Genomic DNA, 16,766 nt, shown 5'->3' with positions numbered 1-16,766 from the left:
CATGAAGCAAAATGATACTGTAGTGGGTGTACTTATTGAAGAAACAACTACTATTTCATTTAATGAAGTCTGTCTAAAATACCAAATTCCTAAAGAATTATTACTGGAAATGGTTGAATATGGTCTATTTTCGAGCCAAACTTCCACCTCAGAGCAACCTCAATTAAATCAAAAAGATTTACGAAAAATTGAATCCGCATTTCGTCTTCATCATGATTTAGGAGTTAATCTACCCGGAGTAGCCCTTGTGTTAGAGTTACTAGAAAAAATAGATCTATTAACTGATGAACTGAATGTTTTACGCAAACACATTTGATTTTTTTATTTCCAATCAGAGCAAGTCTGAATTACTTACAAAAATAAACCTCTGAGGATAATTAGGCCCACCATCGTATCAAAACTTATCCATATTGCCATTGATTGAAGGAACTTCTAGTCGTCCTCGCGAAAATGACGGACCTATTAAGTCAATAGCAGTGAAGCTCATCTCTGCGAAAACAGAGAAAAATATAGAATTAATACTAGATTAGGTTTTCACTAAAAATGTGATTCAAAAGGAACTTAATAAATTCTTTAAAGCAGATATTGCTCCACATTGCAATATAGTAATACAATGAGTAAAGGATACTATTAATTAAGCGAAACTTATGCGCCCACTGTTTATTATTTTGATCGTTTCGTTGGTTATTTTACAGCATAAATTATGGCTGGGCGATGGTAATTTGATTCAATGGCGTGATCTTCAAAAAAAGCTTGCTGCTCATGAACAAGAAAATAATAAATTAGCAACACGTAATCGCTCGCTTGAAGCAGATATAAAAGAACTTAAAAACGGCGATCAAGCTCTGGAAGAGCAAGCACGCTATGAGCTAGGGATGATCAAAGAAAATGAGGTTTATTATCATTTTATTGATTAAGCGCGGTTCTCCCTCAGCATGGACGTTTAAGTACTGAGCAACTCCAGAAAATCAGGTGGTTGTTTATCCCAAAGACTTAAGACATAACCTCCTCCGCCTGACCCCGTGGGTTTTACAGCTAAGGCACCTTCTGCTATTAATCGATTCATGTGTTGCTGTAGGCCTTCACTTACTAATCCCCATTGAAAAAAACAATCTCCTGCTTTTTTAATCGCTTTAATTAATGAACGCATTGCTTCTACGTCGCTATTTTCTAAAGCATTTTTAGCTTCCTCTACTGCCGCAACCATTTGCTGATCAATTTGTTCTGCTAATTTGGTGTTTTTATCCCATAAATTTTGTACCTGATTAATACAGTGAGAAGTAATTCCAATTTGTTTACATGAAGATAAAAAAAACTTGGGATAAATTTTTTGTTGGACAGGCATTGTATTACCTGCTTTAAAATAAATGCCTCCCTCCGCAGCAACTCCTGCAATATCTAATCCACTGCTTTTTCCATGAAATAAATGTTCTAACTCTTTAGCAAAAACATTGCATTGGCTTAAATCCAACATTTTCTGCGCACAAAACCAACGACTCATCGCAACACAAAGAGCGGCAGAGGCTCCCATTCCTGTACCAACAGGGATGGTACTCTCTAAATGAAAATGTCCTCTGAGTTGAGTTATAGAGCGGTCTAATAATTGCATTCCGTGTTCCAAAACACTCCAAAACAAAAGATGCATATCAGCACCACTACTACCCTCATAATCAGCACCTAAAGTTAGGGCTGAAGTGGAATAACTTAAAATTAATTTTTTTTTCTTAATTGGAAATACCAGTGCAGGATGACCTCTCACTACAGCATGTTCTCCTGCCAAAATCCATTTACCATAGGTGGTAGTTTCAAAATCAAAGAACATCATAATTACCTACTAGATAATCACGTTTGAATTCGCGTGCTAACTCTTGTTGCTCCGAGCGATACAATAAGTGAATATTTGGTCCCGCATCCATTGTCACTATAGGGCCATCACCTTTTTTATCCCAAAAATATTCCAAATGATGCAATAAATCTACGCTATTTTCCGTCATATAAGAGAAAGGCTGCTCACAGGTATGAAATAAACGATGCATATTTTGAAATTCATGCCAGCATATTTGATAAGCAGAAGCCCAGTCTTTGGACATTAAGGCACTTAATAAAAGTTTTAAATTTTCTTCAGCTTCTTGTGCGCGATTTGCATAGAACAAACTCGTCTTTACTCGTTTGTGTGCTTCACTAGAGGGTACTTCCTTCTTTTTATTACTTACTATAATACCTTGATAAATCAACTGCTGATAAGGTAACTCTACAGCCTCCACTTTGTCCTCTTGCCATAAAGCCCAGGGCGAATAAAAAGATCTACAAGAAGAGCCTGAGCCTAACCGACTTAATTGGGCTTGCTCATCTGTAGACGGCATAGGCTTTTGAGTGAGTTCACTTAAAGCAATTGAAGCGCAACGGGTCAATGCTGCAAAACTTGAAGCAGAACTTGCCATACCACTGCTATGTGGAAAATTATTACATGACTGCACTAAAAAACCACCCTCATAATCAAAATGTTTCTTTATCCGTGCTAAATGGTCAAGAAATCTTTTTTGTCCCTCTACAGATATAATCAGCTCCCCAATCCCCCCAGGCACAATCAAGGGTTCCCAAATGTCTTTTTTTGAACTTAATTTTTCAAGCCTTACAGTACTGATAAGATCATTCAAAGTATAAGACAATGAAGAGTTATCTGGGACATTTGAACTCTCATCTCTTTTTCCCATATATTTGATTAAAGCAATATTAGCTGGAGCATGAGCAAGCCAATACATAATAATTTCTCCTTGGGTATTAGGGTCTGTTGACAATTGATTTCCACTGCTTAGGTGTTGCGTCTTTATACACAACATCCAGCTTTGCAAGAACCTAATATTGGTTCATAAGATTCACCCCATTTGAAAACATAGGGGAGCAGAATGAATTGTTAACGCGTCCTAGATAAACTATCGATTCCTTATATTTCTTATTCATTTACGCAAACATAGCCTTTCAATAAATATGCATGCCTTGTGCAAAAATATAATCTTTCGATGAGGCAAAAAGGTTTAATTTAGGCTGGATAAAACGAAGTTCCTTTTCCCTAATCCAGGCTGCATTTCAAACTAAAACTAAAATTCTTTATGTTCATATCGTACGTAATTTTGAGCTCGCTAGTTGGGCAGTGGGTGTATTAGGATAGGCCCTAACTACCTGTTGCAGGAATTTTTTTGCTTCTTGCTTATTTCCCTGTTCTGCATAGGCGTATCCAACCTTTAACATACTTGCGGCAGACTTACTTGAGGTAGGAAATTGTTGTAAAACGGTATTAAAATGCTCAATGGATTTTGAATAATCCTTTTTAACCAAATAAAGTTCCCCTAGCCAATATTGAGCATTAGCGGTATAACCACCTTTGGGATATTTTTGTACAAAAGTATTCATTGCAATTACAGCATCATCATAACGTTTATTTTTTATTAATTCATAAGCAGCTAAATAACTAATTTGTTCATCAGCTGGATTCGCACGAGAAATAGGAACAGAAACCGGAGTCGTCGCTATTGCATTCGTTTCAGTTTTTGCTGCAGGTGTACTGGTCTTGGAAATAGATTCTTTAGAGCCTACATCAAGATCTATTGGTGGTTTACTCGATGTCAACTTAGAAGGACTATTTCCACTTAAGCGTGCATCTAAATCTTTATAAAAAGCCACTTGTTGTTGCTGTAATAACTTTAAATCATGAGCCTGCACTTCCAATTGACCTCTCAATTCTTGTATTTCTTGTTGCAAGCTTTGAATCTTATCAATCAATTTGGCATTATCAGTAAGATTGTTCTCTGAATCACTTGGATGATCATCCTTAGCCAGCGCAGGACCATCATCATCGTGAGAATTATCAATAGAGTAATTCTCATTCTGTGCTAAATCAAATTGTCCGCTTTCAGTTTGGGGATCATCATATTTAGAACCAACGAGAGGCATTTCTTGCGCCTCTCGTCCTTCAATAATCGCAAAATTTTCACTATCATCAACAACAGGCGCCTCTGACCAACCAGTCAAAGGGAGCATAAGCATAAAGCCTGCAGCGATAATGTGTCTTTTGCAATAAATCATCTTGTTGCCTCATAAGTAAATTCTACGCGTCGGTTTTGTGCATGTGACGCATCATCATGTCCTAAATTAATTGGACGCTCTTTACCGTAACTCACAACACGTATTTGTTGTCGGTTAACACCTGCCATACGTAAAATATCAGCTACTGTATTTGCACGACGCTCACCAAGAGCTACGTTATATTCACGGCTTCCACGCTCATCAGTATGTCCCGCCAATAATACACGAGCACCAGGATGTGTCTTCAAGTATTCAGCTTGGGCATTAACAGATGGCAAATATTTTGGAGCCAAATTACTATCATCGTAAGAGAATAAATACAATTGATTATGAGGTGCTTGAGTAGTGTAAGACTCTCCTGGTTCTTGGCCAGCAAAATGGGTAAATTGCCCCAGGCCTTGAGCAGATGCCTCACCTTCAGCCAAAGCAGACCCATCAGCACTGCCTGGTGCTTTAGAACAAGCAGCCACTAAAACAACGCTCGCTACAAGCAGACCTAATTTACATAATGATCTGGCTTTCATCCTCAATCTCCTCTTTTCTTTTTATTATTAGTCAGATTCCCATAAAGGGCTTATGGAGGCACATTGTACAATCCTTTTTATTTTTTGGCTACAGTAATTCCCTTGCACTTTATGCTGATTCATCCTTCTTAATGCATTATATGAGACACTACAAAATGAGCCAGTTCCGCCGTAAATTGTTGTGTTGCTTTATTGGCTGCAATGACACCACCATAAGGGGTATCACTTGGACATGGAACTCTTAAGTTAACAATGCGTGAACCTAATATTTTATTATCATTAACATGAGTTAAAACTATTTTCACCGAAAACTCAATAACACTGGGCTTTTTGAGAAAGTTTTGATTTAAAAAAAGAAGTTGAGTATCTAATCGATAATCTGCACCTAAAGCATATGCATTAGAAGTAACTGCTTCAAAAAGATTTGTCTTTTGTAGGCTTTGCAAGATTAAAGGATAAAGCATGTCAGCGGGAGGATTTACCCACGCATTTTTTGCAAAAGCTTCAAGCTCGTAAGGTTTTTTTATGTAGAGCATCTGTTCCGTTTGATAACCACCAGCTGCGTCAGGTGCAGTAACCAATAAAGTAATGGGCATAGGTTTTTGAGCCAACTGCTTTGCACTATAGGCACTTAATTGGTATTGATCTTTTACAGAAATTTTAACAGGTGAGCATGCACTAAGTATTACAGCACTTAAACCCACAAGACAAACAGCCAATTTTTTCATTATTTATTCTCCAGGCCCGGGGTGTGGGGGTTTACTTCCACGAATTACTACCGCAGGATTTTGTCGCATTTCACTGCTCACTTTTTCAAGATTTGCCGAAATTGCATTCAATCGACGCAGCAAAATGGTTGCCGGTGGAAGTGATTCCTGGGAAATTTTATCGAGAGTGTTTTTTCCTGAATTCATCGTTTTTGATACACTATTTCCAGCCTTACTCAAACTTTCTGCCATAAGATTAAACTTGGATATCCCCACTCTTAACTCTTCAAGCATGTGTGGAAAATCACGGCTGGTTTTCGCGAGATTATCCATAAAGACATTCACATTTTTACCGTTGTCTGCCATATTTTTAGAAAAGCTATCAATATTTGAAAGTATATGTTTTATGTGTTTCGCATTTTCTTCATTAAATATACGCTGTGCTTCGGTAGTCACAATACCCATATCTTCAGATACCTTCTTTAAAATACCATCCAATTGGTTAAAGACTGAAGGCTTTGAAGGAATAACGGGATATGGTTCTCCAGGCATCTTTCGTATAGGTGTCAAATTAGAAGTACTTGCACTCAAACCAATATAAGTTACTCCTGTAATCCCCTGAGAATTAAGAGTGGCAAAAGTACTGGTCGTGATAGGAGTTCCTTCTTCTATATTCAACAAAATTTCAACTTGCCGTGGATCATTTTGATTTAATCTTATTTCTTTAACATAACCTACCTGTACTCCATTGTATTTTACTGGGGCATCCTGAGAGAGGCCTGAAGCAGCTTCATGCATATAAACTGTATAAGTAGTATATTTTTTTTGATTAAAACCAATGGATAACCACAACATTGTAGTTATAAGTCCCACAAGCAATATAAGTACGACCACTCCCACTATGGTATAATTGGTTTTCGTTTCCAAATATATTATCTCCAGTTACACTTTGCTAAAATAGTCTGCGATTATTTTATGCTTATTTTTCATTAATTCTTTAATGGGTTCAATACTTAAAACTTTTCCATCACCAATAAAAGCTACGCGATCTGTAGTTCTTTTTAAGGATTCTATATCATGGCTTACCATAACTATAGTAAGCTTTAATGAGTCTCTTAAAAAAACAATTAAATCATCAAAACGTCTTGCACTCAGCGGATCTAACCCCGTGGTAGGTTCATCCAGAAATAATAATTCTGGATCCATAGCGATAGCACGCGCTGCAGCCGCTCTTCTTTGCATTCCTCCACTCAATTCTGAGGGTAATTTTCCTGCTGCCTCTTGAGGAAGCCCAACTAAAGCAATTTTTAATAAAGCCAATTCATGCATAAATTCATGTTCAAGGTTGGTAAACTCTTGCATAGGAAACATCACATTTTCCAGTACGGTCATTGATGAAAATAATGCACTATGTTGAAAAAGCATTCCCCAGCGACGACGAAGAGAAAGTGCTTCTTGGGCATCAAGATGATTAATATCTTTACCAAATACTTTAATGTCACCAGCTGTCGGCTGCATTAACATTAGCACGCTACGTAATATTGTGGTTTTTCCACTCCCAGAGCCGCCAATAATGGCTAAGATTTCTCCTTTCTGCACAGTTAAATCAACACCGGAGTGTACCCATTGACCACCGAGGTAATTCTTCAGCCCTTTAATTTCAATAATGGATTCACTCATTTACCAATGCATCCGGCTATAAATAACTGAATAAATTGCATCAGCAATAATAATCAGAAATAGTGCTTGTACTACACTTTTAGTTGTTTGGCTTCCAATATTTTTTTCCGTCCCTGCTTCAACTTTAAACCCTTGAAAACATCCTACTAAGGCAATTAATAATGCAAAAGCAGGTGCTTTATAAAGTCCTAAATTCAACTGAGAAAGTCCAACGGAGTCTTTTAATCGTTGCAAAAAGTCAATAAAATTAATGCCTAACATATTATTGGACATAATCATTGAGCCTAAAATACTAAAAAGATCAGACCAAAAAATCAATAAAGGAAATGCAATCAATAACCCAATAACCTTAGGTAGCACTAATAACTCTGTGGGGGAAAGTCCCATAGTGAGTAGAGCATCCACCTCTTCATTCAATTTCATACTACCAATCTGTGCTGTAAAAGCAGAGCTCGTTCGTCCAGCAACAATAATCGCAGTAATTAACGGAGCAAATTCACGAAAAATAGCCATCCCGGATAGGTAAGCAATGAAACTGTTAGCACCATAGGTTTGTAGCTGCAGTCCCATTTGATATGCTAAAACCACCCCAATTAAAAAAGAAAGCAGCGCAAGGATAGGTAAAGCAGTTACCCCAGTAGTATAGATATTTGAAATGATGCTTGGTAATTGAAACCGTCGCCAATTACCAAATGCTTCAATTATTTTCGTAGTTAAATCACCAACTAAAACGAGGAGACCATCTACTTGACGAAATTTATTTTCTGATTCTTTACCTAATTGGTAAAATACGTTTTCTTTTGGGGGTGAAGGAATATGATACTCTAAAATATCTTTCTTTGATTTAATGAGATCCAAAAGTTGTTGTTGTCTTTCAGTAAAATCAGTTAATTCAACTTGGTTTTCTCGTTGCTCCAGCTTATCAATACACTTCATTAAAGCCAAAGCGCCCGCACTATCAAAGTGACTAATCCCTTTCCCACTGATTGTTACTTTTTCTGTTTTCGGTAACTCATCTGCACTAAACCGTTTCACCAAATTATCAATTTGCAAAACAGACCAGATACCAGTACAGTGAAATCTGATTTGTTTCTTATCAAAAGTGATTTGTGCGTTACTTTGTACCATAGTTATCTATTTTGAAAAATATTCCCCAGAATAATACGAATATTCTAGAAGAGCAAAAACGATGACTTATAGTATCACAATGCATGGTTATTCTGATAGTTTATAGCACCCTATACCCTATATAAATCTGGCTTCGCCTATCCACTGTGTTGTTACAGAGTTAGGCGAAGTAAATTTTTTTAAAATTGAATAAGTATCATCTTAACCAGTCACAGCAATTGTATTAATTGATGTATATAGATCCTCAACCTTTTTACCCGTATCAGTGGGAGGCTTAAACCACGAAAATTCTCTTTTATAGAGAGAATATCCTGCTTGAGCAAGTCCAACAGTAAAAATAAGTCCAGCCAAATTAGCTAAGAAAGATTTCCAACCTCGATGTTCCTGCACTATTTTTACATTATCATTATCTTCTTTTAAAATGCTTTGACTATTGGTTTTAAAAGCATCTAAATCTCCATCGTTGATGTATTGTTTGGCTAAGCGAGAGATTTCATCATAAATAGTTTTAGCAGCGTTGGAAGCTTTTTGATATTTGTTCGCTTGATCTTGTTTTCCTTTACTAAGATTTTTTTGATAGGTAGCCTCAAGCTCTTCCTGTTTCAGCTTAAAAATTCTTAGTTGAACGTTAACTTGTAAAAGATGGGTTTCTCTTTCTCTTTTAGTTTTAGGATCTACAGAATTTTCTTGTATATATTCTTCTGAACTAAAAGCACTCTCACTAACATCTCGTTGCAGACTTCCTTCATAACTACCTTCAGGAATTTCTACGCTTCTTGCTATCATTTCTTTAGCTAAAACTAGTTTATCGTCACCTAAATTACATGGCTTACTTAGCAAATGTCCTGGCATCTTCTGAGTAAACGTCCGTTCAACGAGTGTTTGCTCACAAGAAGCAACAACTTTAACTTTCGGCGGCAATATTTGCTGTAATTTTACGTGTGCGCCAGGTAAAGGAAATTGTTTTTTAAGTTCTGTTTTTAATTGACTTATCTCTTCATCCAATTTTCTTAGTCGTTGTACGTGGTATTCAGTTAATTTGGAAGAAATAACAAAAAATTTTTTTTCCTTCTTTTCTTCATATTTTTTTAAACTTTTGGAAAGCTCTTCATGGGATTCACATTTCTTTAATTGTTCAATAACTTCCAATCGTCTTTTTTCAGCCAACAGAAAAGATTTCATTTCGGCTTGAGCGCGTTTTCCCATTTCATCTCCCTCTTAATCCAAGTCATAAAGAGCGATTAATTTACACTGAACACAAAAAAAATACCATAAAATTAAAATAAAAACATTTATGGGTTGTAACTCATTGTATTCAAAGAACTTTGATTTTTTAAAACAAGTGTTATCAAAATGAAGTATTAAACAATGAGATAATGTTATTCTTTAAAATATTAAGACTAAGGACCTTCGAAAATGGCTTTAAGAAGAATAAATTTGCTGTTCCTTATTATCACACAAGCAACAGAAATAAAATCTAGGCTATAATACAACTAAATCATATAAGCGATGAGTTTTAAGTAGTTTGCTTCCCTATTTTATGATAAAATTATTTCATTTTTCGCAAAAGACGTAAAAATTAGGTATGCAAGACGACTACAGCCACTTTGAACAATGCAAAAACGACCTTATTAAACTTGGCGTTAATGCCGGCTAACCCAAGGAGAAAGCATGCCTTTATCTTCTAATACTGATGAACTATTCCGCGGATTCTCAAAACTTTCACGTGAAGAACGATTTAAACGCTTGCTAGCCCTAGGTGCAATCACTGCAGAAGATGTTGCTTTTCTTAAAAGTGGTGGCATAAAAGATTTAAACTTAGCAGATAAACTCATTGAAAATGTTATAGGCTACTTTCAGCTTCCTTTAGGTGTAGCAACTAACTTCAACATTAATGGACAAGATTATGTGATTCCCATGGCTGTTGAAGAAACATCAATTATTGCCGCTTTGTCCAAATCAGCTAAATGGATTAGACAATGTGGTGAAATAAAAACATGGGTGCAAGGTGAATGCATTTTAGGTCAAATTCAATTAGCTAAAGTTAAAGACTTCAACAAATTTTCTCAAATCTTTTATGAAAACCGAGCTTACCTGATTAGCAAAGCAAATAAAGATGTAGCAGAGAATATGGTAAAACGTGGTGGTGGTGTTGTTGATCTACAGCTACGTCTCCTCAAAAGAGAAGATGGTCAAGAAATGGTTGTCATCCATTTAACAATGAACAGCTGCGATGCAATGGGCGCTAATATCATTAATCAAGTACTTGAATACTTAAAGACACCTATAGAGCAGTTAACAGGTGAAGAAGTCACCATGTGCATTTTATCCAACCTAAACGACCAAAAGCTAACCACCGCTCAAGTCACCATTCATGCAATAAACCCAATACTTGGTCAAAAGCTTCAAGAAGCTTCTCTTTTTGCTGAAATGGATCCCTATAGAGCAGCTACACATAATAAAGGAGTAATGAATGGCATTGATCCTGTCTTAATTGCAACAGGCAATGATTGGCGAGCGGTGGAGGCAGGCGTACATGCTTATGCGGCTCGTGACGGGCAATATCAGGCAATCACACGTTGGCGCTATGAAGACAACACCCTCACTGGTCAACTTACTGCACCTATTATAGTAGGCACTATAGGTGGGGTGACTTCACTCCATCCTACTGCCCAGATGTGTTTACGAATGATGAATATTTCTTCTGCAAACCAACTTTCTCAAGTTATTGCTGCAGTAGGTCTTGTACAAAATTTAGGTGCGATTAAAGCATTATGTACTGAAGGCATTATTCAAGGTCATATGAAACTTCATATCGACAATTTGCTTCTTGCTGCAGGAGCTAATGAAAGTGAAATGCCTCTTCTTAAAGAACATTTACAAAAGTGGCTCGCTTTGCATAAAAGAATCAGCCTAAATAATGCCCATGATTTATTAGCAAAAATCAGACAAACTCCACTTGCAGTATGAAATGGCTAATTCCCGCAAAAACATTTCTATTGGGCGAATATGCTGCATTAGCTGGGGCATCAGCGATTCTTCTAACCACATACCCTTGTTTTGAGCTTACCTTAACGTCTAAAAACAACCAATTATCAGAAATTCACCCCAAGTCTCCAGCAGGAGTCTGGTGGCAACAGCAACATTTAGATCACGGTTTAATCTGGAACGATCCCTATACAGAACGAGGGGGGTTAGGTGCATCCAGTGCACAATTTTTAGCGAGCTATTTAGCAAGCTGTTTTCTCAAAAAAAATAAACCTAATTTAGATGACATGCTCACTGCTTATTATAAAGTATCATGGGCAGGAACGGGGCTAAAGCCGAGTGGGTATGATGTTATAGCGCAAGCACAAGAAGGTTGTGTCTATATTAATACACAAAAAAAAATGCTTCAATCTTATGGGTGGCCCTTCCACGAGCTGTCTTTTTTTCTTATTCATACAGGAGTAAAACTTGCAACACATCATCATTTACAAACCGCTACCCTACCTGATCAGATTGACTATTTATCTACTTTAGTTGATGAGGCTAAACTGGCATTTGAGCAGACTGACTCTACAAAATTAATTACAACTATTAATGATTATCATAAAAAATTAGTTGAATTGAATTTAGTTGCAGAACACAGTTTAAATTTGATAAATCGACTTAAAGAATATACTGAAATACTTGCAATCAAAGGTTGCGGTGCTTTAGGTTCAGACGTAATCTTACTTGTGACTGCAAATCATAAAGCCCAAACTTTAGAGAATCGCTTAAAAGCTCATCATTACATGATTTTAGCCTCTGAAAAAAGCATCTATTTTTCAAGTCAAAAATTAATGACTTTATCCCACTTTTGTTAATTCTTTGCCATCAAAAACAAAAAACAACCACAAAAATAACAAAAATACGAGAAACATAATAAAAAGACTTGAAATTCTATCCTAATCCGGTATGATTCGAGCCTCTTTAGGGCCGTTAGCTCAGGTGGTAGAGCAGGAGGCTTTTAACCTCTGTGTCATAGGTTCGAATCCTATACGGCCCACCAGTTTTAGAGTATAGTTTTAATGTTTTAGCCTTTTGAGGGCCGTTAGCTCAGGTGGTAGAGCAGGAGGCTTTTAACCTCTGTGTCATAGGTTCGAATCCTATACGGCCCACCATTTTGGTTTCCAGCAGTCAACCAAAAGAACAGATGCAGTAAATGCATCAAATCCGTCCCCTATTGCGCTCGTAGCTCAGCTGGATAGAGTACTTGGCTTCGAACCAAGGTGTCGGGGGTTCGAGTCCCTCCGAGCGCGCCATTTAGGCTCATCCCCAAATCCGGGAGCCCATTAATCAAGAACACAAAACTTTAGGCTCATCCCCAATTCCGGGAGCATTAATCAAGAACACAAAACTTTAAGTTGAGTAGACCGACGGAACTTCCCCGTCAGCCCCTCTCAGAACCGTACGTGAACCTCTCGATTCATACGGCTCCCATCAAGCAAAGTTTCTACCTACACCAATTTTCCAATGTGGAAATAAAGCTGGCTTATTTTTCTGGATGTTCTCCAACATAGTTGCCGCTTTAGTTTTCCCTCTTACCTTTTTATATTTACGCAGTGTCCACTTTACCAACACAGCATTAAACTGAGTCCAAACGGGTTCAAGCGATGATGGGGAATATTTGCCATAGTATTGCATCCATCCTCTGAGAGTCGGATTACAAAAACCAGTACGCGTAGCCTGGTTGCTTGCAACCAGGATTTATCAGAGGCGGCAAAGATTATCAGGATTTTGTAATAATAAAGAGGCTATTTTATGTGGTGCAAGTTCACAAGGAAGACCAAAAACCTCAGGGTCAATTACAGATGAGACAAAACTCGGGGCGGTACGTATTTTTTTATGCTGGCATTAAGGATCGACAATCAGGTGAAATCCTGGTTGCGAGCAACCAGGCTACGCGTGCTGAACGCCCCTCAACCACATCAAATATTTTGTGTTTGGCCAAGTCACAAAAGGTGGTCGCATACCCCATCTTTCTATTGAACGAATGCTCATCAAGGCCTAATACTCGGGGACAGGAACGAGTCGCTATCTTTTTATAACGTAGCTCATAACCGTAATGATACCAGCGCTCTACAGTCGATTTACCCAGCTTTAAATCACGAGCCAAATCCTTTTGACTCACTCCTTTGCTAGGATAGTGAAACACCTGTTTCCGTAAACTCTCACTCGCCCTTTGATATTTACCTATCCCGGGAAATCGTTGATTAAAATAGCGACCATACGAGGGACAATAATACTTATGAGCTTTGATACACAAGTAACTGCGACGCAATCCAATTGATTCATGGCGGATTCGCCTCATGAAACTATCCTTTTTACGTAGCTTCTTATTCCCACAATGAATGCATCGTACAACACATCGATAAGTGACTTCGATATAAACCAGGTTCTCTCCACTTACTTTTTTAATAGAATATCCACGCAAATTTAGGATACAATCTTTCTTAGGCATTTTAATCTTCCTTTTGACCGTCAAATCAAAGAGTTAGTCTAGACTAACTTGATTAAAATGCCCCTTTATTTGGGGTAGAGCCCTTTCCTGCAATTTATGGTAAACAGCCACTTTATTTTAAAGATCCAGTCTTCATGGCTAGAGCCTCTGTAGAGGCACCTATTCACTCAGATATTTTACGTGTTCGTTTAAGTGAAGACGAGGTGATCCGGTTATGAAAAAACCATCCATCATCATCGCTATTGTTTTGATAAGTACTATTGCTGCAGGCTCATTATTCCATTCTATGGGCTTTAGGATAAATCTTACTGAATCAATTCCTGTAGGCTTATATCGCATCACCGGTGCAGAGCCGCTAAAAAATGCTTATGTGATTTTTTGCCCAGATGATAGGCAAACTTTCAGATTAGCCAAGAACAGAGGTTATATAGACCATGGTCTTTATTGTAATGGATATGGCTATTTAATGAAAAAAGTGGTGGCTGTATCTGGGGATATCCTCTCTGTGACAAATGACAGGGTTTATGTGAATCAAATGCTAATACCTTATTCAAAACCAAAATTACAAGATGGAATGAACCGCTCTTTACCTCAATGGCAGGTAATGAATTATCAACTTCAAGAAGATGAAATCATGACGATGACCAATCAAAGCGAATGGTCATTCGATGGTCGATATTATGGTCTTGTTCACACAAGACAAATCAAGGGAATGATCACACCCATATGGGTAATTAATAAACGGGAGAAAACTACATGAGTCATGAAACCGAGTTAATGGATGTGATTGCAGAAAAGCTCGAGGATTTAGTAATCCCTGGCTTTCTTGTTGAGGTCAGTCCGATAGAAGCAGACATCATGGGCGCATTTTTTGAAGATGCACTCAATGAAGAAGATGCGATGGAGGCTATTTATGACTAAAATGCCTTATCATCAAGTCGTTGCCAATCAAATTATTGAAAGTCTGAAAACAGGAACTGCGCCTTGGTTAAAACCATAGGAACCAGGCACAGGTAATGATCAAGTTCCTTATAATCCGATAACAGGAAAACGTTATCGCGGGATTAATGCATTGTATTTAATGCTGAACCAAAGTGATGACAATCGCTGGTTAACTTACAAACAAGCACAAAGCATGGATGCGCAGGTACGTAAGGGAGAAAAAGGCACGACGATTCAGTACTGGAAATTTCATGAAGAACAAATCAAACAAGATGATGCTGGTAAACCTGTGCTTGATGAGCAAGGTAATCCATTAAAAGTGCAGGTGAATCTTGAACGACCCAAGGTGTTTTATGCAACAGTATTTCATGCCTCACAAATTGATAATATGCCCGAACTCATTGCCAAAGAGCCGGACTGGTCCTTAATTAAAAGAGCAGAAAAACTACTACTTAACTCTGGCGCCACCATTATTCATTCTGAGGCGGACAGAGCATTTTACAGATTATCGAATGATAGCATCCATCTTCCACCAAAAGAGCAATTTAAATCTGCAGCAAACTATTATGCCACTGCCCTGCATGAGCTTGGACATTGGAGTGGCCATCCATCAAGACTGGATAGAGATTTAGGCCATCCCTTTGGTTCAGATGCCTATGCCAAAGAAGAATTGAGAGCAGAAATTGCAAGCATGCTTTTAGGTGCTGAGCTTGGTATAGGCCATGACCCTTCTCAAAACACGGCATATATCAAATCGTGGATTCAAGTTCTGGAAGATGAGCCTTTAGAAATATTCAGAGCATCTGCAGATGCAGAAAAAATAGTTAATCACCTGTGTGCGTTAGAGCAAACCCAAGACATTCAACTAGCAGAACTTATTGAAACCAGGGATGAGAAACTTAAAGAGGTAGCCGTTATGACGTCTGAAAACATCACTTCTGAAAAGGTCTGGTTAAGCATCCCCTTCAAACAAAAAGAAAGTGCCAAATCCACAATAGGAAAGCTCCCTGATGGAACACCAGGTATTGTCTGGGATAAAGTTCAAAAATGTTGGTATGCAAATCCTGGTGTTCCTATTGAGAAAATCAAAGCCTGGCTTCCTGAAAATCGAATACTGACTCAGGATAAAGCGCTTATACCTACGGCATTGATGAGCCTTGGTGCTAATGTTTCAGGTGGGCATCCAATTATGGATGGTAAACCTCATCGCATAGCCACAGAGGGTGATAAAAACGGTGAAAAGGCAGGATTTTATGTAGCCCATTTAGATGGTATTCCGGCTGGATATATTAAAAATAATCGAACTGGTGCTGATCTTAATTGGAAATGTAAGGGTTACATTTTAACTGATGAACAGAAGGCAACACTCAAAGCAGAGGCACTTGAGCATCAACAGACTCGCCAACGTGAGCTTGAAGTTAAACAAAAAAGTACTGCATTAAGACTCAAGGAAAAATTATCTATGATGGCAGAGATTGTGGAACCCACACCTTATATGCAGGCCAAGGGTATTGAGGGTCATTCTGGCGTATATACTGATGAAGAAAGAAAACTAACCTGTATTCCAGCAACAGATTGCAAAGGAACACTTTGGACTGTTCAATACATTGCGGAAGATGGAACCAAACGGTTTGCAAAAGATTCAAGAAAGGAAGGCAGTTTTCATGTATTGGGTGGCCTAGAAAAACTTTCAGGAACGCCTGTCATTGTTATTGCTGAAGGTTATGCTACAGCTGCAACTATAAAAGAGGCAACCGGATTACCGGCTGTTGTCTCTGCTTTTGACTCCGGTAATCTCAAACCAGTCGCTAAAGCGCTACATGATAAATATCCCGATACTCCAATTATTGTGGCTGCAGATGATGACAAACACCTTGAGTTAACAAAGGGTATTAATCCTGGAAAAGAAAAAGGAAAAGAGGCAGCAGATTCAGTTAATGGCTTCATCATTCTACCGACCTTTGCTCTAGGAGAGCAGTTATCAACCCTCGACAGTTTAACGATTTTAATGATCTGGCTAACAACAGTAAGCTGGGAATCGAAGGAATAAAACGGCAGTTAAAATCAAAAATTGATAGTGTTATTAAGCAAAACAGTCGCTTGCAGTTAATGCAAAAGACTAATGTGGTTCATATCGCATAGATACAATTCAACTGGCAGCGATTGATGAGGACCTCAACTGCTGCCATAAATTAAAAACTGCCTCTACTTTAAAAA

The 16,766-nt window shown here is 37.9% G+C and carries 16 protein-coding genes, 3 tRNA genes and 2 pseudogenes; 10 read left to right on the top strand and 11 right to left on the bottom strand.

The features are described 5' to 3' along the window. Window position 1 precedes the first annotated feature (1 nt). A complete protein-coding gene (locus DYH34_RS07025; RefSeq protein WP_058466169.1) occupies window positions 2-316 on the top strand; it encodes a chaperone modulator CbpM in 315 nt (104 codons plus the stop codon). A 331-nt stretch (window positions 317-647) separates the two neighbouring features. Further along, window positions 648-917, top strand: coding sequence for a cell division protein FtsB (ftsB, locus tag DYH34_RS07020; protein ID WP_058466168.1), 270 nt, complete (start codon window positions 648-650; stop codon window positions 915-917). A 26-nt stretch (window positions 918-943) separates the two neighbouring features. Here the strand turns inward: ftsB and DYH34_RS07015 are convergent, their stop codons facing one another. The 9 genes from DYH34_RS07015 to DYH34_RS06975 form a co-directional block, all read right to left on the bottom strand. Beyond that, entirely contained in the window at window positions 944-1,822 is an 879-nt protein-coding gene (locus tag DYH34_RS07015) for a mevalonate kinase family protein (protein ID WP_058466167.1), read from the bottom strand. Next, complete coding sequence (locus tag DYH34_RS07010) at window positions 1,812-2,762, bottom strand: diphosphomevalonate decarboxylase (RefSeq protein ID WP_058466166.1); 951 nt, start codon at window positions 2,760-2,762, stop codon at window positions 1,812-1,814. The genes DYH34_RS07015 and DYH34_RS07010 overlap by 11 nt, the downstream gene beginning before the upstream one ends. A 352-nt stretch (window positions 2,763-3,114) precedes the next feature. Next, the gene (gene ybgF / locus DYH34_RS07005; RefSeq protein ID WP_058466165.1) at window positions 3,115-4,083 is read right to left on the bottom strand and encodes a tol-pal system protein YbgF; all 969 of its coding nucleotides are present in this window, start codon (window positions 4,081-4,083) and stop codon (window positions 3,115-3,117) included. Then, complete coding sequence (gene pal, locus DYH34_RS07000) at window positions 4,080-4,607, bottom strand: peptidoglycan-associated lipoprotein Pal (RefSeq protein WP_058466164.1); 528 nt, start codon at window positions 4,605-4,607, stop codon at window positions 4,080-4,082. The genes ybgF and pal overlap by 4 nt, the downstream gene beginning before the upstream one ends. A gap of 128 nt (window positions 4,608-4,735) precedes the next feature. Beyond that, complete coding sequence (locus DYH34_RS06995) at window positions 4,736-5,335, bottom strand: ABC-type transport auxiliary lipoprotein family protein (protein WP_058466163.1); 600 nt, start codon at window positions 5,333-5,335, stop codon at window positions 4,736-4,738. A 3-nt stretch (window positions 5,336-5,338) separates the two neighbouring features. Next, window positions 5,339-6,241 (bottom strand): MlaD family protein, encoded by a 903-nt coding sequence (locus DYH34_RS06990; RefSeq protein WP_172465408.1) that lies wholly within the window; start codon window positions 6,239-6,241, stop codon window positions 5,339-5,341. 15 nt (window positions 6,242-6,256) lie between these two features. Next, complete coding sequence (locus DYH34_RS06985; protein WP_058466162.1) at window positions 6,257-6,994, bottom strand: ABC transporter ATP-binding protein; 738 nt, start codon at window positions 6,992-6,994, stop codon at window positions 6,257-6,259. Continuing rightward, entirely contained in the window at window positions 6,995-8,122 is a 1,128-nt protein-coding gene (locus DYH34_RS06980) for an MlaE family ABC transporter permease (RefSeq protein WP_058466161.1), read from the bottom strand. 201 nt (window positions 8,123-8,323) lie between these two features. After that, window positions 8,324-9,328 (bottom strand): hypothetical protein, encoded by a 1,005-nt coding sequence (locus DYH34_RS06975; protein WP_058466160.1) that lies wholly within the window; start codon window positions 9,326-9,328, stop codon window positions 8,324-8,326. A 465-nt stretch (window positions 9,329-9,793) separates the two neighbouring features. Between DYH34_RS06975 and DYH34_RS06970 the strand changes: the two genes are divergently transcribed. The 5 genes from DYH34_RS06970 (at window position 9,794) to DYH34_RS06950 (ending at window position 12,408) form a co-directional block, all read left to right on the top strand. Further along, complete coding sequence (locus tag DYH34_RS06970; RefSeq protein WP_058466159.1) at window positions 9,794-11,092, top strand: hydroxymethylglutaryl-CoA reductase, degradative; 1,299 nt, start codon at window positions 9,794-9,796, stop codon at window positions 11,090-11,092. Further along, window positions 11,089-11,970 carry a mevalonate kinase family protein gene (locus DYH34_RS06965; protein WP_058466158.1) on the top strand — a complete coding sequence of 294 codons (882 nt, stop codon included), beginning with the start codon at window positions 11,089-11,091 and terminating at the stop codon, window positions 11,968-11,970. The genes DYH34_RS06970 and DYH34_RS06965 overlap by 4 nt, the downstream gene beginning before the upstream one ends. A 109-nt stretch (window positions 11,971-12,079) precedes the next feature. Continuing rightward, window positions 12,080-12,155: transfer RNA gene (locus tag DYH34_RS06960), tRNA-Lys, on the top strand. A 36-nt stretch (window positions 12,156-12,191) separates the two neighbouring features. Continuing rightward, a tRNA-Lys gene (locus tag DYH34_RS06955) sits at window positions 12,192-12,267 on the top strand. Window positions 12,268-12,331: 64 nt separating this feature from the next. Further along, window positions 12,332-12,408 (top strand) — tRNA-Arg (locus DYH34_RS06950). A gap of 178 nt (window positions 12,409-12,586) precedes the next feature. Here DYH34_RS06950 and DYH34_RS06945 read toward each other — a convergent pair. Together DYH34_RS06945 and DYH34_RS06940 are read right to left on the bottom strand one after the other, a co-directional pair. Next, window positions 12,587-12,850, bottom strand: a complete 264-nt coding sequence (locus DYH34_RS06945) for a group II intron maturase-specific domain-containing protein (protein ID WP_274519454.1) — start codon at window positions 12,848-12,850, stop codon at window positions 12,587-12,589. A 199-nt stretch (window positions 12,851-13,049) separates the two neighbouring features. After that, a pseudogene (locus DYH34_RS06940) lies at window positions 13,050-13,607 on the bottom strand (helix-turn-helix domain-containing protein); the annotation flags it as partial. A 214-nt stretch (window positions 13,608-13,821) separates the two neighbouring features. On the opposite strand from DYH34_RS06940, the gene traF reads away from it, so the two are divergent. The 3 genes and pseudogenes from traF (at window position 13,822) to DYH34_RS06930 (ending at window position 16,691) form a co-directional block, all read left to right on the top strand. Further along, the gene (gene traF, locus DYH34_RS06935; protein WP_058466156.1) at window positions 13,822-14,367 is read left to right on the top strand and encodes a conjugative transfer signal peptidase TraF; all 546 of its coding nucleotides are present in this window, start codon (window positions 13,822-13,824) and stop codon (window positions 14,365-14,367) included. Beyond that, window positions 14,364-14,528 (top strand): hypothetical protein, encoded by a 165-nt coding sequence (locus DYH34_RS18005; RefSeq protein ID WP_058466155.1) that lies wholly within the window; start codon window positions 14,364-14,366, stop codon window positions 14,526-14,528. Before traF ends, DYH34_RS18005 begins: the two co-directional genes overlap by 4 nt. Then, window positions 14,521-16,691: pseudogene (locus tag DYH34_RS06930) on the top strand (zincin-like metallopeptidase domain-containing protein). The gene DYH34_RS18005 and the pseudogene DYH34_RS06930 overlap by 8 nt, the downstream one beginning before the upstream one ends. Window positions 16,692-16,766 lie beyond the last annotated feature (75 nt).

Source organism: Legionella cincinnatiensis, from assembly GCF_900452415.1.
GTDB lineage: Bacteria > Pseudomonadota > Gammaproteobacteria > Legionellales > Legionellaceae > Legionella > Legionella cincinnatiensis.
Note: the sequence above shows the minus strand (reverse complement) of the source record. Positions and strands in the feature narration are given on the sequence as shown.